This is a genomic window from Dyella monticola (genome assembly GCF_003363155.1).
GTDB lineage: Bacteria > Pseudomonadota > Gammaproteobacteria > Xanthomonadales > Rhodanobacteraceae > Dyella_B > Dyella_B monticola.
The window spans coordinates 1-20,590 of record NZ_QRBE01000001.1; the positions used below are offsets into that span (position 1 = coordinate 1).

The 20,590-nt window shown below is 62.3% G+C and carries 18 protein-coding genes and 1 other RNA gene; 10 read left to right on the forward strand and 9 right to left on the reverse strand.

Going from position 1 to position 20,590, the window contains the following annotated elements:
• Nucleotides 1–33: 33 nt before the first annotated feature.
• The 5 genes from DWU98_RS00005 to DWU98_RS00025 form a co-directional block, all read right to left on the reverse strand.
• On the reverse strand, nucleotides 34–900 hold the full coding sequence (locus DWU98_RS00005) for a hypothetical protein (RefSeq protein ID WP_147293166.1): 867 nt from the start codon (nucleotides 898–900) through the stop codon (nucleotides 34–36).
• Nucleotides 901–1,509: 609 nt separating this feature from the next.
• The gene (gene metK / locus DWU98_RS00010) at nucleotides 1,510–2,709 is read right to left on the reverse strand and encodes a methionine adenosyltransferase (protein WP_115493443.1); all 1,200 of its coding nucleotides are present in this window, start codon (nucleotides 2,707–2,709) and stop codon (nucleotides 1,510–1,512) included.
• A 293-nt stretch (nucleotides 2,710–3,002) separates the two neighbouring features.
• Entirely contained in the window at nucleotides 3,003–3,923 is a 921-nt protein-coding gene (locus DWU98_RS00015) for an alpha/beta hydrolase (protein ID WP_230474596.1), read from the reverse strand.
• An 83-nt stretch (nucleotides 3,924–4,006) separates the two neighbouring features.
• A complete protein-coding gene (dusB, locus tag DWU98_RS00020) occupies nucleotides 4,007–4,993 on the reverse strand; it encodes a tRNA dihydrouridine synthase DusB (protein ID WP_115493444.1) in 987 nt (328 codons plus the stop codon).
• A gap of 62 nt (nucleotides 4,994–5,055) precedes the next feature.
• Nucleotides 5,056–6,315, reverse strand: a complete 1,260-nt coding sequence (locus DWU98_RS00025; RefSeq protein ID WP_115493445.1) for a nucleoside permease — start codon at nucleotides 6,313–6,315, stop codon at nucleotides 5,056–5,058.
• 155 nt (nucleotides 6,316–6,470) lie between these two features.
• Between DWU98_RS00025 and rhtC the strand changes: the two genes are divergently transcribed.
• Entirely contained in the window at nucleotides 6,471–7,100 is a 630-nt protein-coding gene (rhtC, locus tag DWU98_RS00030) for a threonine export protein RhtC (RefSeq protein ID WP_115493446.1), read from the forward strand.
• Between the two features lie 114 nt (nucleotides 7,101–7,214).
• On the opposite strand, the gene DWU98_RS00035 is transcribed toward rhtC, so the two are convergent.
• The 4 genes from DWU98_RS00035 to DWU98_RS00050 are packed head-to-tail and all read right to left on the reverse strand — an operon-like array spanning nucleotide 7,215 to nucleotide 11,393.
• Complete coding sequence (locus tag DWU98_RS00035; protein WP_115493447.1) at nucleotides 7,215–7,808, reverse strand: uracil-DNA glycosylase family protein; 594 nt, start codon at nucleotides 7,806–7,808, stop codon at nucleotides 7,215–7,217.
• Complete coding sequence (locus tag DWU98_RS00040; RefSeq protein ID WP_115493448.1) at nucleotides 7,805–9,175, reverse strand: FAD-binding oxidoreductase; 1,371 nt, start codon at nucleotides 9,173–9,175, stop codon at nucleotides 7,805–7,807. The genes DWU98_RS00035 and DWU98_RS00040 overlap by 4 nt, the downstream gene beginning before the upstream one ends.
• 20 nt (nucleotides 9,176–9,195) lie before the next feature.
• A complete protein-coding gene (locus tag DWU98_RS00045) occupies nucleotides 9,196–9,552 on the reverse strand; it encodes a YraN family protein (RefSeq protein WP_115493449.1) in 357 nt (118 codons plus the stop codon).
• On the reverse strand, nucleotides 9,552–11,393 hold the full coding sequence (locus DWU98_RS00050) for a penicillin-binding protein activator (RefSeq protein ID WP_115493450.1): 1,842 nt from the start codon (nucleotides 11,391–11,393) through the stop codon (nucleotides 9,552–9,554). The genes DWU98_RS00045 and DWU98_RS00050 overlap by 1 nt, the downstream gene beginning before the upstream one ends.
• 171 nt (nucleotides 11,394–11,564) lie before the next feature.
• Between DWU98_RS00050 and rsmI the strand changes: the two genes are divergently transcribed.
• From rsmI to mraY, 9 genes are all read left to right on the forward strand, one after another.
• A complete protein-coding gene (rsmI, locus tag DWU98_RS00055) occupies nucleotides 11,565–12,404 on the forward strand; it encodes a 16S rRNA (cytidine(1402)-2'-O)-methyltransferase (protein ID WP_115493451.1) in 840 nt (279 codons plus the stop codon).
• 73 nt (nucleotides 12,405–12,477) lie between these two features.
• An RNA gene (rnpB, locus tag DWU98_RS00060) (RNase P RNA component class A) lies at nucleotides 12,478–12,841 on the forward strand.
• A gap of 312 nt (nucleotides 12,842–13,153) precedes the next feature.
• The gene (gene mraZ, locus DWU98_RS00065; protein WP_115493452.1) at nucleotides 13,154–13,600 is read left to right on the forward strand and encodes a division/cell wall cluster transcriptional repressor MraZ; all 447 of its coding nucleotides are present in this window, start codon (nucleotides 13,154–13,156) and stop codon (nucleotides 13,598–13,600) included.
• 55 nt (nucleotides 13,601–13,655) lie between these two features.
• On the forward strand, nucleotides 13,656–14,591 hold the full coding sequence (rsmH, locus tag DWU98_RS00070) for a 16S rRNA (cytosine(1402)-N(4))-methyltransferase RsmH (protein WP_115493453.1): 936 nt from the start codon (nucleotides 13,656–13,658) through the stop codon (nucleotides 14,589–14,591).
• Nucleotides 14,588–14,860 (forward strand): cell division protein FtsL, encoded by a 273-nt coding sequence (ftsL, locus tag DWU98_RS00075; protein ID WP_115493454.1) that lies wholly within the window; start codon nucleotides 14,588–14,590, stop codon nucleotides 14,858–14,860. The genes rsmH and ftsL overlap by 4 nt, the downstream gene beginning before the upstream one ends.
• The gene (locus DWU98_RS00080; RefSeq protein WP_230474597.1) at nucleotides 14,857–16,677 is read left to right on the forward strand and encodes a peptidoglycan D,D-transpeptidase FtsI family protein; all 1,821 of its coding nucleotides are present in this window, start codon (nucleotides 14,857–14,859) and stop codon (nucleotides 16,675–16,677) included. The genes ftsL and DWU98_RS00080 overlap by 4 nt, the downstream gene beginning before the upstream one ends.
• Entirely contained in the window at nucleotides 16,674–18,152 is a 1,479-nt protein-coding gene (locus tag DWU98_RS00085; protein ID WP_115493456.1) for a UDP-N-acetylmuramoyl-L-alanyl-D-glutamate--2,6-diaminopimelate ligase, read from the forward strand. The genes DWU98_RS00080 and DWU98_RS00085 overlap by 4 nt, the downstream gene beginning before the upstream one ends.
• Nucleotides 18,149–19,516, forward strand: a complete 1,368-nt coding sequence (locus DWU98_RS00090) for a UDP-N-acetylmuramoyl-tripeptide--D-alanyl-D-alanine ligase (protein WP_115493457.1) — start codon at nucleotides 18,149–18,151, stop codon at nucleotides 19,514–19,516. The genes DWU98_RS00085 and DWU98_RS00090 overlap by 4 nt, the downstream gene beginning before the upstream one ends.
• The gene (gene mraY / locus DWU98_RS00095) at nucleotides 19,506–20,588 is read left to right on the forward strand and encodes a phospho-N-acetylmuramoyl-pentapeptide-transferase (protein WP_115493458.1); all 1,083 of its coding nucleotides are present in this window, start codon (nucleotides 19,506–19,508) and stop codon (nucleotides 20,586–20,588) included. The genes DWU98_RS00090 and mraY overlap by 11 nt, the downstream gene beginning before the upstream one ends.
• Nucleotides 20,589–20,590 lie beyond the last annotated feature (2 nt).

Here is a 20,590-nt window from a genome sequence, read left to right on the forward strand (position 1 = left end):
CTTGCCATCGATCTGCTCCTTCTACGGCGATTATCATCGCCTCATTGAGCAGGAAATCCACCTATCGGGCTGTTCAGTTTTCCGGGGCCAGCTCTGCGTACCTGCCGATGCGAGTGCGCCGGGGGCACTGGCACCATATACGTTGACGATCGCGCCACCTTGTAGCGTCAGTGAGCCACCATTTTCAGCAGCGACACCGCTGCCATATCCACCTGACACCGCGCCAAGCACGGTGATCGATCCACCGGTCACGGTCGCTATCGCTCCCGAACCTTGACTGATCACCCCGAACGAGCCGACCCCGGTCGTTTTGATACTGGAGCCACTGAGGGTGGCGTTCCCCTGCGTAATGTCCACACCGTTTGAGTACTGGCCTGCCGTGTTGAAGCTGTCATTGGTCAACGTGGCTGAGCTTCCCGGATCGGCAATATAGGCGCCAGGGCTGTTGTAGCCGGTGGTTCTGAACGCAACACCGGTGGCGTTGATCGTTGCGCCTTGTCGAACGTCCAGATCGGCGCTCGTGGGGTTGTTATCGACGAACGTCCCACCGTTCAACGTAATGAGGCTGCCGACCCCGATAGCGCTGGCGCCGTATGAAAAGGTATTGGTGCCATTGACGGTAACGTTAAGTGTGTTGTTTCCGGTGATGGTGCCCTTGTTTACAGCCAACAGGGCGTTCTGATTGGTTGCGGTAATCGTGCCGGAAGCGGTGAGATTGGTGCCGTTGGCGTATATCACGGCCTGCGCATGAACATCGCAGGCCAGCATGGTCATCAGCACACCCATGCACAGTTGCATGTGCGATGGTCGCGCAAGATGGTGAGGTATTTTTTGCTTGGCGCTATTGAGACGGAAGCAAACAGTGATTGCTGTGAGAATTGAACGTGGCAACACGGTCATCCCTCCTTTCCCTGTCGCATCGATTACACGTTGCGCGGTTAGGCAGCTAACGCGTCAGCACACGGGTGCCGCGCGCTTTTCCTGACTCAGAGGACTAGCAATGTTGATTGCGGGTGCAAGCAGCACCGCGATTCGCTTGCATGCGTCGCAAGGGCAAACGGGGGAATGGAAATCAGGAAGTCTCGTTGGATGAGAGACGTGCCGCGCGGAGCGCGCTCAGACCTTGCATCGCTTACCGTCGCGTGCCGATCGATCCCCTTTGATGCATCGGTACCTTTCACAACGCCCCCTTTGCATGGCTGCTCGGCAAATGAACCGAGATCCAGAAGGACTGTATGTTCGAAGTCGCACCGATAGAGCTTGCACAAACGTGAACGAGCTGTTTGTGGCCCGTGTAAGGTACCGTGATATTAATGAAGTAGGGGTGAAAATAATTTTAATTTATAGCGTTGCCGCAATTCATTTTTGATTATTTTTGCTATGCGCGGGCATTTTTCACATTCTTAAATCACGTGGCATGATCTGGCGTTTTCATGCGCCTTAAACGCAAACGGACCACATAAGCGGTCCGTTTGCTGAAAAGCTGCCAAAGCAGCAAAAGAGCGTTTTTTACTTGAGCTTGGCGTCCGTGCGCAGCGCTTCGGCCTTGTCCGTCTTCTCCCACGAGAACGCGGTGAAGGTTTTGCCATCCGGGCCTTTTACTTCGTACGGCGAGCGGCCGAAATGACCGTAGCTGGCGGTCTGCTGGTACATCGGGTGGATCAGATCCAGCATCTTGATGATGCCGTACGGGCGCAGATCGAAATGCTTGCGGATCAGCTTTTCGATCTTGTCATCGCTGATTTTGCCGGTGCCGAACGTGGTCACCGAGATCGAGGTCGGCTCGGCCACGCCGATAGCGTAGCTCACCTGTACTTCGCAGCGGTCCGCGATGCCGGCGGCCACGATGTTCTTGGCCACGTAGCGGGCAGCATAAGCGGCCGAACGGTCGACCTTCGAGGGATCCTTACCGGAGAACGCGCCACCACCGTGACGGGCCCAGCCGCCATAGGTGTCGACGATGATCTTGCGGCCGGTCAGGCCGCAGTCGCCCACCGGGCCGCCGATGACGAACTTGCCGGTCGGATTGATATGGAACTTGGTGTTTTTGTGTAGCAGCTTGGACGGCAGCACGGGCTTCAAAATGTACTCGCGCACGCCTTCGACCAGATCTTTGTGCTTCACGCTCGGGTCGTGCTGGGTGGAGAGCACCACGGCGTCGATCGCAGTGGCCACGCCGTTTTCATAGCGCAGCGTGACCTGGCTCTTGGCATCCGGGCGCAGCCACGGTAGCGCCGACTTCTTCGCCTTGCGCACCTTGGCTTGCTGCTCCACCAGGCGATGTGAGTAGTAGATCGCCGCCGGCATGAAATCCTTGGTTTCGTTGGTCGCGTAGCCGAACATCAGGCCCTGGTCGCCGGCGCCCTGTTCTTCGGGCTTCTTGCGATCCACGCCCTGGTTGATGTCGGGCGACTGCTTGCCGATCAGGTTCAGCACGCCGCAGGTGGCGCCGTCGAAACCGACGTCGCTGGAGTTGTAGCCGATGTCCAGGATCACCTTGCGGGTCAGCGCTTCAAGGTCGATCCAGGCGCTGGTGGTGACTTCGCCGGCGACGATGGCCACGCCGGTCTTCACCATGGTTTCGCAGGCCACGCGGGCGCGTTGGTCCTGGGCCAGGATGGCGTCCAGTACGGCGTCGGAAATCTGGTCAGCGACCTTGTCCGGATGGCCTTCGGAGACCGACTCGGAGGTGAAGAGGTAGTTGCTCATCGCGGCTTATATCCTTCTTTACGGATAAAGAGATGGAAAGGGAATTGCGCATGATACACGCACTAGCCCTGCGTTTCACCGTCTAGTCTGGCATCCCCGTATGACGGGGTGAGGGCCGGTTCAGCGGGCGGGCAGGGAGCTCAATAGCTCGTTATCCGTGCCCGGACGGGGGCAAAAAGAACGTGGCTTCGGACCGCTACGTACGGCCTGCTGTCCACGGCGTATACCTTCGACCGTGTGGCGTCGGTCTTGCCGGTCGCGGTGAACGGATCGGTGCTACAGCGAACACACGTTCAGCGCACGCTGGCCATCGGATGCGCGTGGATGAAGCGCAGCACATCGTCGAGCGTGGGCGCATCGGTGTGGAACGGCCGGGACAGGGCAAAGACGAGCGCGTTATGGCCCACGCCCGGGTACAGCCGCAGGGTTACATCGTCGTGATGCATGTGAAGCACACGCGCCAGCGACACGGCGTTGGAAGGCTCGACCTCCTGATCGGCGTTGCCCTGCAGCAACAGCATGGGCGGCTCGACGCCACGTACGAAGCGGACCGGTTGCGCTCGGGCTTGGGCGGCGGCATCGCGTCCGAACATGCCTAGCATGTCCTTTTCATTCGCCGGGATCGGCATGAAGTCGTAACAGCCGGCGAGCCCGATAAAGCCGGCCAGTTCGTCGGGGCGTAAATCGTGCGGCGCGAGCCAGGACGGATCGGTCGCCAGCAGCGCGCCGATCTGTCCACCGGCCGAGTGACCCATCACGAAGACATCATCCGGCGTGCCGCCCAGCTCGCCAGCATGATCATGCGCCCACGCCACCGCACGCGCGGCATCTTGCATGAAGCCGTCCATCTTTACCTGCGGATATTTGCGGTAATCAGGAATCACCACGATCACGCCATGCGATGCCAACGCCGTGCCGACAAAGCGATACCACGCACGCTCGCCGCGCACCCAACTGCCACCGTAGAAGAACACCACGATAGGCGCGCGCGTCGCGCTGGCGGGTCGATAGATGTCGAGTTTGAGGTGGTGCTCTGCGTCGAACACCACGCCTGCCTGCGTGGTGATGCCGGCGCGGCGATCCGTGGCATTCAGGCTGGCAAACAGGCTCGCTTCGCAGCCGCTGAGCAACGCTACGAGGCTTAGCAACAAGGCGATGCGAAATACGAGCGAATACATGCGGCGAAACATGGCGAGGTCAGTGAAATGATCCACGCATGATGCCTGTTTCAGCGACGCAAGGGTTTGCGGCCTTCAGCCTAGGAAAAAACCTCAAACCGCCGCTCCGGCGACGGGGCTCAGGCGGCGATCCGCCAGGTTTCCTGCAACGCTTCGAAATACTCACGCGTCAGGCGCAATTGATCGTGCGCATGCTCGGCACGGTTGACCACATCGCGAAACGCGGCGTTTTCCTGGCGATCTTTCGCGTACCAACCCAGATGTTTGCGCGCGATGCGCACGCCGGTATGTTCGCCGTAGAACGCGTACAAGTGTTCAAGATGACCGATGAGAAGGGTTGAAACGTCGGCAGGCGACGGTTCCAGAAGTTGTTCGCCCGTTGCCAGGTAATGAGCGATCTCGCGGAAAATCCACGGGCGTCCTTGCGCGCCGCGCCCGACCATGACGGCATCCGCGTGCGTCACATCGAGCACGTGCCGAGCTTGTTGCGGTGTGGTGACGTCGCCGTTGGCCAGCACCGGAATGCTTACGGCCGCCTTTACGGCCGCGATGGTTTCGTACTCCGCTTCGCCTTCGTATTTATCGGCGCGCGTGCGGCCATGCACAGCCAATGCAGTAATGCCGTTGTCCTGCGCAATGCGCGCAATGGTCAGCGCGTTCTTATGCGCGCGATCCCAGCCGGTGCGGATTTTCAGGGTGACCGGCACGTCCACCGCGTCCACCACGGCCTTCACGATGCGTGCCACCAGTGGCTCATCTTGCAGCAGTGCAGAACCGGACCACACGTTGCAGACTTTCTTGGCCGGGCAGCCCATGTTGATGTCGATGATCTGCGCACCATTGGCGACGTTGAAACGCGCCGCTTCTGCCAGCATGCCCGGGTCATAGCCAGCGATCTGCACGCTGACCGGTTCCGGTTCGCCCGCATGATCCATCCGTTGGAGGGATTTGCGCGTTTGCCACAGGCGTGGATCGGCGGTGGTCATCTCCGACACGGCAAGCCCCGCGCCCAGCCGTTTGCACAGCAGGCGAAAGGGTTTGTCGGTGACTCCGGCCATGGGGGCGAGCACCACGGGCGGGTCGATGCGGTAGGGGCCGATCTGCATTGACCCATTGTACCGCCGAAGCCTTCTTCCCCTGCGTGCAAGGGAAGAAGGCAGGCCGCGCTTCAGTGCGCAGGGACGCCCTGGATCACCTCAGGCACGTGCTTGTGCCTGAACAGGACGACAAACAACACGGCCACCACCAGCGAATACGCCGCGAAGGTAAGCCAGATGCCGTGCCACTCCAGCGAACGATCGGGACGCGTGAAATACGTATCGATGATCACGCCGCTGAGGGAGCTGCCCAGCACGGCGCCGATGCCATTGGTCATCAGCATGAACAACCCTTGCGCGCTCGCGCGGATGGCCGGATCGCTCTGGCTTTCGACGAACAGCGAGCCGGAAATGTTGAAGAAATCGAACGCCATGCCGTAAACGATGCAGGACAACACGATCATCCACAGTCCGTCGCCGGGGTTGCCGAAGGCGAACAGGCCAAAGCGCAGCGTCCACGCCAGCATGCTTATCAACATCACCGTCTTGATGCCGAAGCGTTTCAGGAAGAACGGAATGGCCAGGATGAACAGCGTTTCCGATACCTGCGAAGTCGACATGATGATGGCGGGGTAACGCACCGCGACCAGATCCTGATATGCCGCCACGTGCGCGAAATCGTGCAGGAACGTATCGCCGTAGGCATTGGTCAATTGCAGCGCGGCGCCCAGCAGCATGGCGAAGATGAAGAAGACCGCCATCTTCGCCTGTTTGAACAACACGAACGAGGTAAGACCCAGTGCATCCACCCACGAGCGATGATCCGATCCGCGCAGGCGCGGTGGGCACGGCGGCAGCGTGAAGGCATAGATGCCCAGCACCAGGGCCGCGGCGGCGGCGACGTAAAACTGGCCGGTAGTGATTTCCAGATGCAGCAAGCTCACCGTCCACATCGCAGCGATGAAACCCACCGTACCCCACACGCGGATCGGCGGATACACGCGCACCACATCGGCGCCATCGCGCTTCAATGCGTTGTACGCCACCGTAATCGCCAGCGAGATGGTGGGCATGTAGCACATCATGTTCACCAACATCACCCAGAACAACGTGCGTGGATCGTTGACCATGGGCACGATGCACAGGATGGCCGCACCAAGGATATGCAGGCAGCCGTAGAGACGTTCGGCGCGAATCCACTTGTCCGCCACCACGCCTAAAATCGAGGGCATGAACAGCGAGGCCAGCCCCATCGTTGAGAAAATCGCCCCGAATTCCTCGCCTGACCAATGCCGTGTCTGGAACCAGTAGGCCCCGATGGTGATCAACCAGGCTCCCCAGACGAAGTACTGCAGAAAATTCATCGCGATGAGTCGCAACTTCAGGCTCATGGGCTGGTTTTTCCCCTAAAACAGGCCAGGGGACGATCCCCACGCCAAAGCGTCGGCAGCGTAGAGGAAGCCCTGGGCGGGCGGCAAGGTTCACCGCGGCAGGTGTGAGAGCCGGGCGCTGCATTACACTGGCTCGCTTCGCCGGAGCGTTTTCCATGAATCAATTCATCACTATTGCGATCGTCCAGATCATCGCCCTGATGAGTCCGGGCCCGGATTTCTTTTTCGTTTCGCAGACGGCCGTCAGCCGCTCCCGCCACGAAGCCATGGCCGGTGTCGCCGGTATCACGCTTGGCGTTGCGATGTGGGCCGCGCTGGCGCTGCTGGGCCTGCAATTGCTGCTGCACAAGGTGATGTGGCTGGAGCGACTGATCGCCATCGCCGGTGGTTTGTACCTGTGCTGGATGGGAATCAAGATGCTGCGCGGCGCGCTGGCCAAGCCCTCGGCGGACGTGAAGCCGGAACCAGTGCAGGTTTTTGTCGGTGCATGGCGGTCCCTGCGCAACGGCTTGTTCACCAACCTTGCCAACCCGAAAGTAGTGATTTACTTCGGCAGTATCTTTTCGGCATTCGTCGGCGTCGGCGTGTCATCGACCGCGCGCTGGGGCTTGTGGGCGATGGTGGTGCTGGAAACGTTCCTGTGGTTTTCCTTCGTCGCCGGTTGTTTTGCATTGCCGGTGATGCGCCGCGGCTATCTGCGCATCAGTCGTTGGATCGATGGCTGCGCGGGCGCCGTATTCATGCTGTTCGGTTTGCACCTGATTTTTTCTAAGCGCGCGGTGTAACGGAATCGGGCCGCAATGACGTACGGCCCAGATGAGGTTTTCCGGGAAATCGCGTTGGCCGCAAAAAAATTCTCAGACAACTGCGCGCGATGGCGCGAGAGACGGTCACGTCCACTACAACAGGATGTGTTTGACCTCACTACGCAGCACCGGCAACAGCTCTGCTTCGAACCACGGGTTGCGTTTGAGCCATAGCTGATTGCGGGGGCTGGGATGCGGCAGCGGTAGCACGCCATGCGCCCGATGTGTGCGCCAGGCTTGCATCGTATCGGTGAGCGAAGGGCCGCATTGGGCGCCCAGAATGCCGGCTTGTGCGTATTGCCCAATCGCCAGCGTCAATTGCACGTGCTTCAAATGCGGTAGCAAGCGTGGATGCCACGTGGGTGCGCATTCAGGGCGCGGTGGCAGGTCGCCGTTGCGGCCGCTGCCGGGAAAGCAGAATCCCATGGGCACGATGGCGATACGTTGCGCGTCGTAAAACGTGTCGCGATCGATGCCAAGCCATGCGCGCAAACGATCACCGCTGACGTCGTTGAACGGAATGCCGGTCGCGTGAACCTTGCGTCCAGGTGCCTGGCTTACGATCAGCAGCCGTGACGACACGCTGACTTGCAGCACAGGACGCGGGCCATTCGCTAAGTGTGCTGCGCACAATGTGCATGCGCGGATCTCGGTAAGCAGCCGGTCGAACGGGCTGGCTTTTTTCACGGCAGCAATTTGCCTGGATTGAGAATGCCATCCGGATCGAAGGCGTGCTTCACGCTGCGCATCAAATCCAGTGTGCCTGCTTCCAATGCAAGCGGCATGAAAGATCGCTTCACCATGCCGATGCCGTGTTCGCCGGAGAGAGTGCCTTGCAGCGCGATCACCAACGCGAATACATCGGCCAGGCAGGCGTGCGCGCGCTGGCGCTCGGCGTCATCGCGCGGCAGCAGGTTGACATGCAGATTGCCGTTGCCGGCATGTCCGAAGGTGACGATGAGTACGTTGTGCTTGCGCGACAATTCACCAATACCGTTGACGAGTTCGGGCAGACGGCTGACCGGTACGACCACGTCTTCGTTGATCTTATTCGGCGAAATGGTGCGTTGTGCCGGCGACAAAGCCTTGCGCGCCGACCATAGTGCCTGCGTTTCTTCCGCGGTTTGCGCAACGTGCAGCGTTTCCAGGCCTTCGCCGCGGGCCGCACGCGATACGGCCTCGACGGCGGAGGGCAGGGTAGCGGGTTCGCCGTCGACTTCGATCATCAACATCGCGCCCGCCAGTGGCACATCGTCGCCACCGTGATCGCGTGCGAGCTTCAAGGCGACATCATCGATGAATTCCAGCGCGCAGGGCGTGACCGGCTGCGCCATGATGCGCGCCACGGCGTGCGCGGCGCTGCTCACGTCGCGATACGTTGCACGCAGCGTGCGTAAACCGGATGGTTTCGGGGTCAGCTTGAGCGTGGCTTCGGTGATCAGGGCGAGCGTGCCTTCTGATCCGATGAGCAGCCGAGTGAGGTCGTAACCGGTAGCGCCTTTGCTGGTATAGGTGCCGCAGCGGAAGCTTTGACCCGTACCCGCCACGGCGTGCAGGCCGAGCGTGTTTTCACGCGGGCTGCCGTATTTCACCGTGCGAGGCCCGGCCGAATTGCAGGCGAGATTGCCGCCGATGCTGCACCAGGGCGATGAGGTGGGATCGGGTGGCCAGAAGAAACCATGCGGCGCGAGTGCGCGTTGCAGGTCACCGTTCAATACACCCGGCTCGACCACGGCCAGGCGGTTGTCCGGGTCAATGCGCAGGATGCGATTCATGCGCTCAAAGCTCACCACCACCCCACCTTCCACCGGCACGGTCGCGCCGGTGGTATTGGTGCCGCGCCCGCGCGCGATCATCGGTACGCGATGTTCACGACAGGCGCGAATCAGCGCTTCGATTTGCGTGTGTTCCCGGGCAAAGACCACGGCATCCGGCAGGGCGTTGCGGCGGGAGTTGTCGTAGGCGTAGGCGAGGCGTTCGGCTTCGCGAGTGGAGCAACCGCTTTCGCCAAAAAGGGAATGCAGGGTGCCGAGCAAGTGGTTTGGAAGTGTCATGGCTTTTTGATCGCGCTCACTTACGCCGCTTCGAACGCACCACGCAACCACTCCATTTTAGCGCTTTCGCCCGGTCCGTCGTAGGTCACCACATCGAAGCGGCAAGCCTGTTGCGCATGCCTGGGGTTGGCCGCGAGCCACAATTGTGCCGTCTGCACCAGCTTGGCCTGCTTGGATGCCGTTATGGACATCGCGGCGCTGCCATAACCGGCGCGCACGCGATGGCGTACTTCCACAAACACCACGGTATCGCCATCGCGCATCACCAGATCGAGTTCGCCGTAGCGCGTGGTGTAGTTGCGCGCAAGCACTGCCAGCCCCGCATGCTCAAGTTCTTTGCATGCGCGTTGCTCGAACGCCGCTCCCGCCGCGCGCATCAACCACCGTTGGGTTGAGCGGCGGGCATGGGTGCGCTGCTCGCCGGCGCGGGTGCACTGCCGGCAGCCGCCGGCGCACTGTCCATGTCCAGGCTGCCGTTGGTCGGGCGCGCCAGGCCGTCCTGGAATTTCAGCCAGCTCAGCACGCGCTTGACGTTGCCGAACGTATCGGATGCAAGCTGGCCGGAAGCACCGGGCAGGTAGCTACCCGGATGGCTGCGCAGCCAGTCGATGTAGGGCACGAGGTTCCATGCGTCCATGCCGAAGGCAAACAGTTGCGCGGTGCCATCGCGTGCGGCGGGCAGTTGCGATGCGACGTCGTGGTAGCTGGGCAAGCCGGTCTGCGCGTCGAACAGCCACGGCGCGTCGCAGAACTCCACGCCTTCCAGGTCGCGATCGGCAGCAGCATTGTCGCTACCGCTATAGATGTGCGACGTGCCAAATACTGGCAGGTTGATCCGTGCCACGCGCAGCTGCGGCAAAAGCAGACGAGCCTGCTCCACGCGCATGCTGATGAAGATGCCTGCATCGGAGCCCGCACTGCCGGCATTCAATGCATTGATGGCGTCGCCGTCATTGACGCCCGTCGCTGGAAGCTGCGCGCTGCCGGCGATCTGGCCGCCCTTGGCTTCCAGTTCCGCCTTGAATGCGGCGGCAGAGCGCTTGGCGAAATCATCGCCCGAAATGATGACGTAGGCGTTGTGCACGCCGCGCTCGATCATGTGATCGGCCGCCTGTGCGCCTTCGTCTTCGGGCATCAGCGCAAATTGGCTTGCGGTGCCGGCGGGCAGTGTTTTGTTGTCCGAATGATTGAGCGCAAGCACTGGAACCGGCAGTGAAGCCTGGCCAAGCACGCCCATCACTTCTGCGCGCGTCAGCGGCCCCACCACCAGTTGTGCACCATCGGTGACCGCCTGGTTATAGGCCTTGATCGCGCTGGCGGCGTTGCCGCCACTGTCGTACACGCGAATCGCCGCGCGCGGTGCGTGGGTGTCGGACGATTGGAAATACGCCGCGAAGAAACCTTCGCGAATAGCGTTGGAAGCGGCCGTGAGACCATCGCTGCTGGGCAATAGCAGCGCGACGTGCGCAGGCATCTTGTAGCCTTCGCGCACGCTGGCCCCGGTGCCCGGCACGAGCGTGCCGACAGCCTGGTTGAGATTGGGCTGCGTTTGCGCCACGGTGACGCCGAGGCGACCCAACGCTTCGTTTACCCACGGCAGCATGCGATCGCCCGGTTGCATGGCCGAGGCGCGCTGTTTGAGTGGGTCGGCGCCGAGCTTGGCGAGCAGGTCCAGGGCCTGATTACGGTTCTGTTCGCGATCGGCGCCGTGTAATACATCATCCAGTTCGATGCGATTACGCGCTGCGCCCCACAGATCGCCGGTGCCGGCAAGCGCATCCGCGCGCAGTATCAACAAACGTGGACGCAAGTCCGGCGGAACGTTGAGCTTGGGCTGTGTGGTCAGGCGCAACGCCGTGGCGGGGTCGCGCTGATGCAGTGCGATCTCCGCGCGCAGGAGATCCAGGCGCACGGATTCATCGTCGGTGAGCTGGTCGCGGTCGATGCCTGCGACGATGGGAGCGGCACGATCGAGCGCGTTTTCTTCGCGATAGGCTTCAGCAGCCAGCAGCTTGTAATGATCGGCGCGGCTCGAGGTTTGCGCAGCGAGGGCAAGATAAGCCTGCGCGGCGCGATCGAACTGCCCCTGATTGGCCAGATTCGCGGCACTTTGCGCCGCGGCGATCTCGGCGGGCGAACGCGGGGCCACGGCAGGCGCGCAGGCGCTCAATGCCAGCGAAATAAGCAGTCCAGACGCAACAAGACGACGCGGGCGCATGGGTTCGGTTGACTCCTAGGGCACATCCCTGGTGGCAATTGCGCGATGATAGCCGATCGCATCATGGCTTCGCCGCGATGGGTGGCTCACCATGCCCTCCCGATGGCGAGGTGATCTGCGAATGAATCGCGCCGGCAACGCCCGCGCAAATGAGCCGGAGCATCCTGAGCCATGCCTAATAATGAGAAGGGTTGCCTGTGGGTAGTGGCAACACCGATCGGTCATCGCGATGACATGTCCCTGCGCGCCATCGAAATCTTGCGCAGCGTCGCCCTGATCGCCGCCGAAGACACGCGGCACAGCCGCCCCATGCTGCTGCAACACAATGTCGGTACGCCGTTGGTGGCACTGCATGAGCACAACGAACGTGAAGCGGTGGCGTCCCTCGTGCGTCGGCTGGAGCACGGCGAATCCATTGCATTGATTTCGGATGCAGGCACGCCGCTGATCAGCGATCCGGGTTTTCGACTCGTGCGTGCGGCGCGCGAGGCGGGCATCCGCTGCATGCCCGTGCCAGGCGCGTGTGCGGCCATCGCGGCGCTTTCGGTGGCGGGGTTGCCCAGTGATCGTTTTGTGTTCGAGGGATTTCTTCCCCCTAAAACGGCCGCGCGCCGCAGCCGGCTGGAAGAACTTGCGGGTGATCCGCGCACGCTGATTTTTTACGAATCGTCGCACCGCATTGTCGAAAGCCTCGCCGACATGCGCGATGTGTTCGGTGCCGAGCGCGAAGCCGTGCTCGCGCGCGAACTCACCAAGATGTTCGAAACCGTCATCGGCGAGCCGCTGTCGCAACTGGCGGCTCGCGTGGTGAGTGACCCCGATCAGCAGCGTGGCGAGTGCGTGATTCTCGTTGCCGGTCGCGGCGAAGAAACCGATGCGAAAGTGGCCGAAGGCCAGCGTGTGTTCGCGATCTTGCGTGACGAACTGCCGCCGGCGAAGGCGGCGAAGCTGGCGGCGGCCATCACCGGCGCGCCGCGCAAATTGCTTTACGGCGACAAGGGGGAAGGCTGAACGGCAGCTTTTGCCCGGGTTTTTCCATGTTTTTTTGCTGATGCACCAGCGCGAGGCCGCTATAATGCGCGACGGAGTCGGCCGGGCAGTCGCGTCGCGCCATGTGCGCGTCGAGGAAAGTCCGGGCTCCACAGGGCAGAGTGCCAGGTAACGCCTGGGCAGCGTGAGCTGACGGCCAGTGCAACAGAAAGCAAACCGCCGATGGCCCGCAAGGGCACAGGTAAGGGTGAAATGGTGCGGTAAGAGCGCACCGCACGCGGGGACAACGTCGCGTGGCACGGTAAACCCCACTCGGAGCAAGACCAAATAGGGGAACGATAACGCGGCCCGCGTTGTTCCCGGGTAGGTTGCTGGAGCCAGGCGGTGACGCCTGGCCGAGAGGAATGACTGTCGCGCCGCAAGGCGTACAGAACCCGGCTTATAGGCCGACTCCACCTCTTCCTGGCGCAGGTGCTGCCATCCCCCGGTCGTCGGGGGTGGTGCACCGGGCCGGTTCGCACGAATGAACGATCGATTCATCCGCGCGTGTCAGCCAACGCCTGTAGGGGCCTGTCAGGAAAGGGCTCGTCTGAGCAAAAAATCCACAGCGATCAAGCACCTCGGGAAGCTTCCTAGAAATCGCTGGAAATTTGGCCACACTGTTGCCTTTCTCTTTGATTCACAAGCAAAAATTTCTTGACAGTCTCATAGGGCGAGACTATCGTGGGACCCTGTGTGAAATCGTGGGATTTCGTGGGAGTTCCTAGGCCGTGTTCCAGGGCGAAACCGCCATCACCGTCGATGACAAAGGCCGGCTGGCCATCCCGACCGCATATCGGGAACTGGTTACGGAGGCGTGCGCCAATCGGCTGGTGATCACCTATAACCCGTTCGAGTCGGGCTGCCTCTGGCTGTTCCCACACGCCGAATGGGAGCGGGTGCGCGATCAGGTGAACGCCTTGCCGAGCGTCAAGGCCGTGCACCGTGCCTTGCAGATGAAGCTGGTCGGTGCGGCGGCGATGGTGGAGCCGGATGGCGCCATGCGCATCCTGCTGCCGGCCAGTCAGCGCACGGCGGCGGGCATCGAGAAAAAAGCGGTCTTGCTGGGGATGGGCAACAAGTTCGAGCTTTGGAGCGAACAGGCCCACCTGGCCAAGATCCGCCAGACCATCGGCGAAGACGAAATCAGCGACGACATGGCGGACCTGCGGCTCTGACCGATGACGGTCCGGGCGCGCAGGCGGATGCAAACAAGAGCGGGAGTGCGGCGGCATGGCTGAGCCTCAGCACATCCCGGTGATGCTGAATGAAGCGGTGGAGGGTCTCGCCGTGCGGGCAGGCGGGCGTTATCTGGATGGCACCTTTGGACGCGGCGGTCACGCCCGCGCCGTGCTGTCGCGCCTCGGTCCCGAGGGCCGCCTGTTGCTGATGGATCGCGATCCGCAAGCGATCGCCGCCGCGCAAAAAGCCTTCGCCGGCGATCCGCGCGTGGCGATCCGCCACGCCAATTTCTCCACGCTCGCCGAATGGGACGAAACCGCCGCCGGTCTCGATGGCGTGTTGCTCGATCTTGGCGTTTCCTCGCCGCAACTGGATGAGGCCGCGCGCGGTTTCAGCTTTATGGGGGATGCGCCGCTGGACATGCGCATGGACCCCACGCAAGGAGAAAGCGCGGCGGATTTCCTCGCCCATGCCGACGAGCGCGAGATCGCCGATGTGCTTTGGATGTACAGTGAGGAGCGTTTCAGCCGCAAGATCGCCCGCACTATCGTGGAGCGCCGAAAGGAATCGCCCATCACCCGCACCGGCGAGTTGGCGGCCTTGGTCGAACGCCTCCTCGGCCGACGCGAACCCGGCAAGCACCCGGCCACGCGCACGTTCCAGGCGTTGCGCATTCGCGTAAACGGCGAGCTCGAAGCGCTTCAGCGCGGCCTGGAAGTGGCACTCGAACGGCTCAGCCCAGGCGGTCGCCTGTCGATCATCAGCTTCCATTCGCTGGAAGATCGCAAGGTGAAGCAATTCATCCGCGATCACTCCGGTCGCGTGCAGGGCAGTCGCCGCGGTCCGCCGGTGACTGCAGCACCTGCTCGGCTCGCTGCGGTCGGCAAGGCGCAGTTTCCGTCCGAGGCGGAGCAATCGGCCAATCCGCGCGCGCGTTCGGCGGTGTTGCGGGTGGCGGAAAAACTGGCCGAAGGGGGGCAGGCATGAAGGGTGTCGGCGTCTTCTCGCTGCTGTTGCTGCTCGCCGCCGTGATGGTCAGCGCGATTGCGGTGGTGTGGACGCGCCATCAGAGCCGCTCGCTGTTCGTGCAGCTTTCGCAGTTACAAAGTCAGCGCGATGCGCTGAACATCGAATTCGGCCAGCTCGAATTGGAGCAGGCGACTTGGGCCGAGCCGCGCCGCATCGATAGCGAAGCGCGCACCAAGCTGGGCATGTTCGCACCGCGTCCGCAGGACGTGCAGTTGGTGCGGCAATGAACCGGTTACCGAAGATCGCCACCAAGTCAGGTTCACGTCACAAGGTTGCCGGCCCCACCACGCGGCGACGCATGCTGTTGGTGATGGGTGTGCTCGGTGTGGCTTCGCTCGGGCTGGTGGCGCGAGCGTTCGATCTGCAAGTGGTGCAGAAGCAGTTTTATCAGACGCAAGGCGATGCGCGCTTCCTGCGGGTGGTGCCGATTCCGGTATCGCGCGGCACGATTTTCGATCGTAACGGTGAGCCGTTGGCGGTGTCGACACCGATGGTGTCCATCACGTGTGTGCCTTCGGAAGTGCTGGACAATCCTGATCGCATTCCCGCATTGGCGCAGGCGCTGGGCACGTCGGCCGATGATGTGAAGTCGTTCCTGGAGCAGCGCGCCGACCGCGAATTTACCTACCTGCGCCGGCAGATGAACCCGGAGGCAGCGCAAGCTGCGCTGGCACTGGGCATTCCAGGCGTAAACGGACAGCGTGAGTACAAGCGCTACTACCCGTCCGGCGAAGTGACCGCGCACGTGCTCGGCTTCACCAATATCGATGATCACGGCCAGGAAGGCCTGGAGCTCGCCTTCGATAACTGGCTTGCCGGCAAGCCGGGCGCCAAGCGCGTGATTCGCGATCGCATGGGCCACATCGTCGAAGATGTGGAGCAGGTGCATGCGCCGCAGCCGGGGCAGAACCTCACGCTGAGCATCGATCGCCGCATCCAGTTCCTGGCCTACAGCGAGCTGAAGCAACAGCTGCAAACGCTTAATGCCGATTCGGGCGAAATGGTGATCATGGATGTGCACACCGGCGAGATCCTCGCCATGGTGAGCCTGCCCACATATAACCCCAACGCCGTCACCGGCAGCCAGCCCGCGCAGCGTCGCAACCGTGCCGTGACCGACGTAGTGGAGCCGGGCTCCACCATGAAGCCGTTCACCATGGCAGCTGGCCTGTCCAGCGGCAAGTACACGCCCACCGCACCGTTGATCGATACTGGCAACGGTCATTGGTATTTCATGGGCAAGGATATTCGTGACGTGGAGTCGGGCGGCAACGGCATGCTTACACCCACGGGCGTGCTCACCAAGTCCAGCAATATCGGTGCGGCGAAAATCGCACTGTCGCTGGATACCAAGTTTCTGTACGACACGTACCGCGCATTCGGGTTCGGCGAGAGCACCGGCAGCGGCTTCCCCGGCGAATCGTCAGGCTTGCTCAGGCCGGGCCACACCTGGCGGCCGATCGAAAAGGCCACCATCGGTTATGGCTATGGTCTTAATGTCACGCCGCTGCAACTGGCGGTGGCGTACGCGACGCTGGCCGACGACGGCATGATGCACACGCCGACCTTTATCAAAGGCGGCGGCGATGAAGGCAAGCAGGTCATTTCGTCGACGATTGCGCACGAGCTGGTGGACATGCTCGAGACGGTCACCGCGCCCGGTGGTTCTGCCACGCGCGCCCAGATCGCCAACTACATCGTCGCCGGCAAGACCGGTACCGCGCATCTTGCTTCAGCGGGTGGCTACGCCAAGAACAACTACAACTCGCTGTTCGCCGGCATCGTGCCTGCCACCCATCCGCGCCTGGTCGGGGTGGTGGTGATCAACAATCCCAAGTCCAGCATCTATTACGGTGGCCTGGTTTCCGCGCCGGTATTTTCCAGCGTGATGACGGGCGCATTGCGCTTGCTCGATGTGCCGCCGGACAACATCGGCCGCTGGTACGCAGGCGGTCCGTTGCAGGCTGGTGGCGGCCTCGCTGGTACGGCGCCGCCGCAGAATCCGCAGGATGATCAATCTGCCGTGGAGGCCGTCGAACCATGACCGGCCTGCGCCTCGATCATTTGCTGCAAGGTATCGCCGAAACGAGGGCCGCGGGGCCTCTCGTCGTTTCCGGCCTTGCACTCGATTCGCGCCAGGTGCGCAGCGGCGATGCGTTCTTCGCGTTGCGCGGCACGCGTGGCCATGGCATCGAATTCGTGCGTGGGGCGGTGCAACGCGGCGCGACCGTGGTGTTGGCCGAAGCGCCGGCCCCGCAGGATGCGGAAGATCCGGGTGTGCCGGTGGTGTGGATCGATGGTCTGCATACCTTCGTCGGGGAAATTGCTGCGCGCTTCTTCGGACGCCCTTCCGAGTCGATGCGGGTGATCGGCGTCACCGGCACCAACGGTAAAACCTCCACGGTTCAATTGCTCGCGCAAGCGCTGACGCATCTGGGGCATCGCACCGCCACCATCGGCACGCTGGGTGCTGGGCTGCACGGCAACTTGCGTGAAGGCGAGCGCACCACACCCGACGCCATCGCTGTGCAGCAGCTGTTTGCCGGATTCCGCCGCGATGGCGCCACCCACGTAGCGATGGAAGTGTCGTCGCATGCGCTCGAACAAGGGCGCGTTGCGGCCACGGCATTCGAAGTGGCGGCGTTTACCAATCTGACGCGCGATCATCTGGATTACCACGGCACCATGGAAGCCTATGGCGCCGCCAAGGCGAGGTTGTTTGCGTGGCCTGGCCTGAAGGCCGCGGTCATCAATATCGATGACGCGTTTGGCAGCGAATTGGCCAGCAAGCTCGCCCGTGACGTGTACACATGGCGCGCAAGCAGCGCGGGCGATGAACGCGCCGACTTCGCGGCCAGCCACATCGTTGCCTCCGCCGAAGGCATCGCCTTCGAGCTGCGCACGCCGTGGGGCGTGCAGACGATCCGCAGTCGGCTGCTGGGTCGTTTCAATGTGGCGAACCTGCTTGCCGTGATCGGCTGCCTGAGCGCGTTGGGTGAACCCTTCGAGCGCGTCATCGAAGCGGTCGAGGCGCTCGAGCCGGTGAACGGACGCATGAACCGCATCGGCGGCGTGCATGGCTTGCCGCTGGTGGTGATCGATTACGCGCATACGCCGGATGCCTTGGAACAGGCGCTCACCGCGTTGCGTGCGCATTGCGAGGCAAAACTGATCTGCGTGTTCGGCTGTGGCGGCGAGCGCGATGCGGGCAAGCGCCCGCAGATGGGCGAAATCGCCGAACGCGTGGCCGATATGGCCATCGTCACCGACGACAATCCGCGCGGCGAAGACGGCGACACCATCGTCGCGCACATTCTGGCCGGCATGTCCCGGCCGCAGGCAGCCACCGTGCAGCGTGATCGCGAAGCCGCGATCCGCGCCGCGCTGACCATGGCGCGCACCGGAGATGTTGTTTTGATTGCTGGCAAAGGTCACGAAACGTACCAGGAGGGTGCCAGGGGCAAGCGTGCCTTCGACGATATGGCCACCGCCCGCTCCATCTTGGAGGAGCGCGCATGATGCAATCGAGCGCCATTGCCTTGTGGACGCACGGACGACTGCATGGTGCCGATGCCAGCGTGACGGGTGTCGCGATCGATTCGCGCAAGGTCAAGCCGGGCGACCTGTTCGTGGCATTCAAAGGCGAACGCGTGGACGGTCACGCCTACCTTGCCGACGCGAAAGCGCGCGGTGCGGTGGCCGCCTTGGTCGAGCATCGTGTTGAAAGCGAATTGCCGCAGGTGGAAGTGGAAAACTGCGAGCTCGCACTGGGCGATCTGGCCAGCGCCGTGCGCGCGCAACGCAATGCACGCGTGATCGGTATTACCGGCTCCAACGGCAAGACCACCGTCAAGACGCTCACCGCCTCGATTCTTTCGCGGCATGGGCGCACGCACGTCAACACTGGCAGCTTCAACAACGAGATCGGTTTGCCGCTCACCCTGTTGTGGATGCCGGAAGACACCCAATACGCCGTGCTTGAGATGGGCGCGGGTAAACCGGGTGATATCGAATATCTGGCTGCCATCGCACGGCCCGACATCGGCCTCGTGAATCTCATCGCGCCAGCGCATCTTGAGCGGATGGGTACGATTGAAATGGTGGCCGAAACCAAGGGCGCGGTGTATCGCGCACTGCCGGCCGACGGCGTCGCCGTGATCAATGCCGACGATGCGTTTGCGAGCTTCTTTACCGGCTTGGCCGGCGGACGCCGTGTGCTGCGCTTCGGTTTGGCTCACAAGGCCGATGTCGGCGCTGAAATTCTCGAGCAGCGTGTCGACGGATCGCACTTCGTGCTGAGTACGCCGCATGGCGACGCGGATGTGCATCTGCCATTGCCCGGTCGCCACAACGTTGCCAACGCGCTGGCCGCAAGCGCCATCGCGCTGGCGCTGGATGTACCGCTCGACACGATCGTGGAGGGCCTGGAGCAAGCGAGCACTGTGGAGGGTCGCTTGACGCGCATCGCCATGCCGGACGGCTGGACCTTGATCGACGACAGTTACAACGCCAACCCCAGCTCCATGCACGCAGCCATCGACACGCTCGCCATCGCCAGCGGTGAGCGCTGGTTGGTGCTGGGTGATATGGCGGAGCTGGGCGCGGATGCGCGCGCATTGCATGCCGGTGTCGGCCACCATGCGCGTGAACGCGGTATCGAAAAGCTGTTTGCGGTGGGGCCGTTGAGCGCAGCAACGGTCGAGGCCTTCGGTGCCGGCGGAAAACATTTTGCCGACAAACAAGCGCTGACCGACGCGTTGCGTGCCCAACTGCACGCTGGCGTTACGTGTTTGGTGAAGGGCTCGCACTCGGCGGGTATGGAACACGTAGTGACTGCATTGAAAATCAACCGGCCAGGGGAGGGTGCGCCTCATGCTGCTTGAACTGGCCGAATGGTTCGCCCGGCATTTCTCCACGCCGCATCTGTTCCAGTACATCACCTTCCGCACGATCATGGCGGCGTTGACCGCGATGGCGATATCGCTGCTGTTCGGCCCTGCGCTGATTCGCAAGCTCGCCGCACTCAAGGCCGGCCAGGTAGTGCGCAAGGAAGGCCCGCAGTCGCATCTGTCGAAGGCGGGCACGCCCACGATGGGTGGTGTGATGATCCTGCTCTCCGTCGCCATCGCCACCCTGCTTTGGGTGGATCTGGGCAATCGCTACGTATGGCTCGTGTTGGCGGTGCTGGTTTGCTACGGCGCGATCGGTTTCTATGACGACTACCGCAAGCTTGTATTGAAAGACAGCCGTGGACTGGCCTCGCGCTGGAAATATTTCTGGCAATCGGTGTTCGGCTTGGGCGCGGCGTGGTTCCTGTTTCACACGGCTACCTTGCCAGCGGAAACGGCGTTGTATGTGCCGGTGTTCAAGCACGTGGCCGTGCCGCTGGGCGTGTTCTTCGTGGTGATCGCCTATTTCATGATCGTCGGCTTCTCCAACGCGGTGAACCTCACCGATGGTCTGGATGGTTTGGCGATCATGCCGACCGTGCTGGTATCGGGCGCGCTGGGCGTGTTCGCGTATCTGGCCGGCAACCGCGTCTTCTCCGAATACTTGGGCATTCCATCGATTCCCGGCGCAGGCGAGCTGTCCGTTTTCTGCGGTGCTTTAGCCGGTTCGGGCCTGGGCTTTCTGTGGTTCAACACGTATCCCGCGCAGGTGTTCATGGGCGACGTCGGCGCGCTGGCCATCGGCGCGGCGCTGGCGGCGATCGCGGTGATCGTGCGGCAGGAAATCGTGCTGCTGATCATGGGCGGCGTGTTCGTGATGGAAACGGTGTCGGTGATGATGCAGGTTGCCAGCTTCAAGATGACCGGCAAGCGCATCTTCCGCATGGCGCCGATCCATCACCACTTCGAATTGAAAGGCTGGCCCGAGCCACGGGTCATCGTGCGGTTCTGGATCATCAGCGTGGTGCTGGTGCTCATCGGCTTGGCAACGTTGAAGGTGCGCTGAGA

What these genes read in the sequence shown, in the direction of transcription:
- DWU98_RS00005 (WP_147293166.1), bottom strand. Translation starts at nt 900, where the DNA reads ATGACCGTGTTGCCACGTTCAATTCTCACAGCAATCACTGTTTGCTTC.
- metK (WP_115493443.1), bottom strand. Translation starts at nt 2,709, where the DNA reads ATGAGCAACTACCTCTTCACCTCCGAGTCGGTCTCCGAAGGCCATCCG.
- dusB (WP_115493444.1), bottom strand. Translation starts at nt 4,993, where the DNA reads ATGCAGATCGGCCCCTACCGCATCGACCCGCCCGTGGTGCTCGCCCCC.
- DWU98_RS00025 (WP_115493445.1), bottom strand. Translation starts at nt 6,315, where the DNA reads ATGAGCCTGAAGTTGCGACTCATCGCGATGAATTTTCTGCAGTACTTC.
- rhtC (WP_115493446.1), top strand. Translation starts at nt 6,471, where the DNA reads ATGAATCAATTCATCACTATTGCGATCGTCCAGATCATCGCCCTGATG.
- DWU98_RS00040 (WP_115493448.1), bottom strand. Translation starts at nt 9,175, where the DNA reads ATGACACTTCCAAACCACTTGCTCGGCACCCTGCATTCCCTTTTTGGC.
- DWU98_RS00045 (WP_115493449.1), bottom strand. Translation starts at nt 9,552, where the DNA reads ATGCGCGCGGCGGGAGCGGCGTTCGAGCAACGCGCATGCAAAGAACTT.
- DWU98_RS00050 (WP_115493450.1), bottom strand. Translation starts at nt 11,393, where the DNA reads ATGCGCCCGCGTCGTCTTGTTGCGTCTGGACTGCTTATTTCGCTGGCA.
- rsmI (WP_115493451.1), top strand. Translation starts at nt 11,565, where the DNA reads ATGCCTAATAATGAGAAGGGTTGCCTGTGGGTAGTGGCAACACCGATC.
- rsmH (WP_115493453.1), top strand. Translation starts at nt 13,656, where the DNA reads ATGGCTGAGCCTCAGCACATCCCGGTGATGCTGAATGAAGCGGTGGAG.
- ftsL (WP_115493454.1), top strand. Translation starts at nt 14,588, where the DNA reads ATGAAGGGTGTCGGCGTCTTCTCGCTGCTGTTGCTGCTCGCCGCCGTG.
- DWU98_RS00080 (WP_230474597.1), top strand. Translation starts at nt 14,857, where the DNA reads ATGAACCGGTTACCGAAGATCGCCACCAAGTCAGGTTCACGTCACAAG.
- DWU98_RS00085 (WP_115493456.1), top strand. Translation starts at nt 16,674, where the DNA reads ATGACCGGCCTGCGCCTCGATCATTTGCTGCAAGGTATCGCCGAAACG.
- DWU98_RS00090 (WP_115493457.1), top strand. Translation starts at nt 18,149, where the DNA reads ATGATGCAATCGAGCGCCATTGCCTTGTGGACGCACGGACGACTGCAT.
- mraY (WP_115493458.1), top strand. Translation starts at nt 19,506, where the DNA reads ATGCTGCTTGAACTGGCCGAATGGTTCGCCCGGCATTTCTCCACGCCG.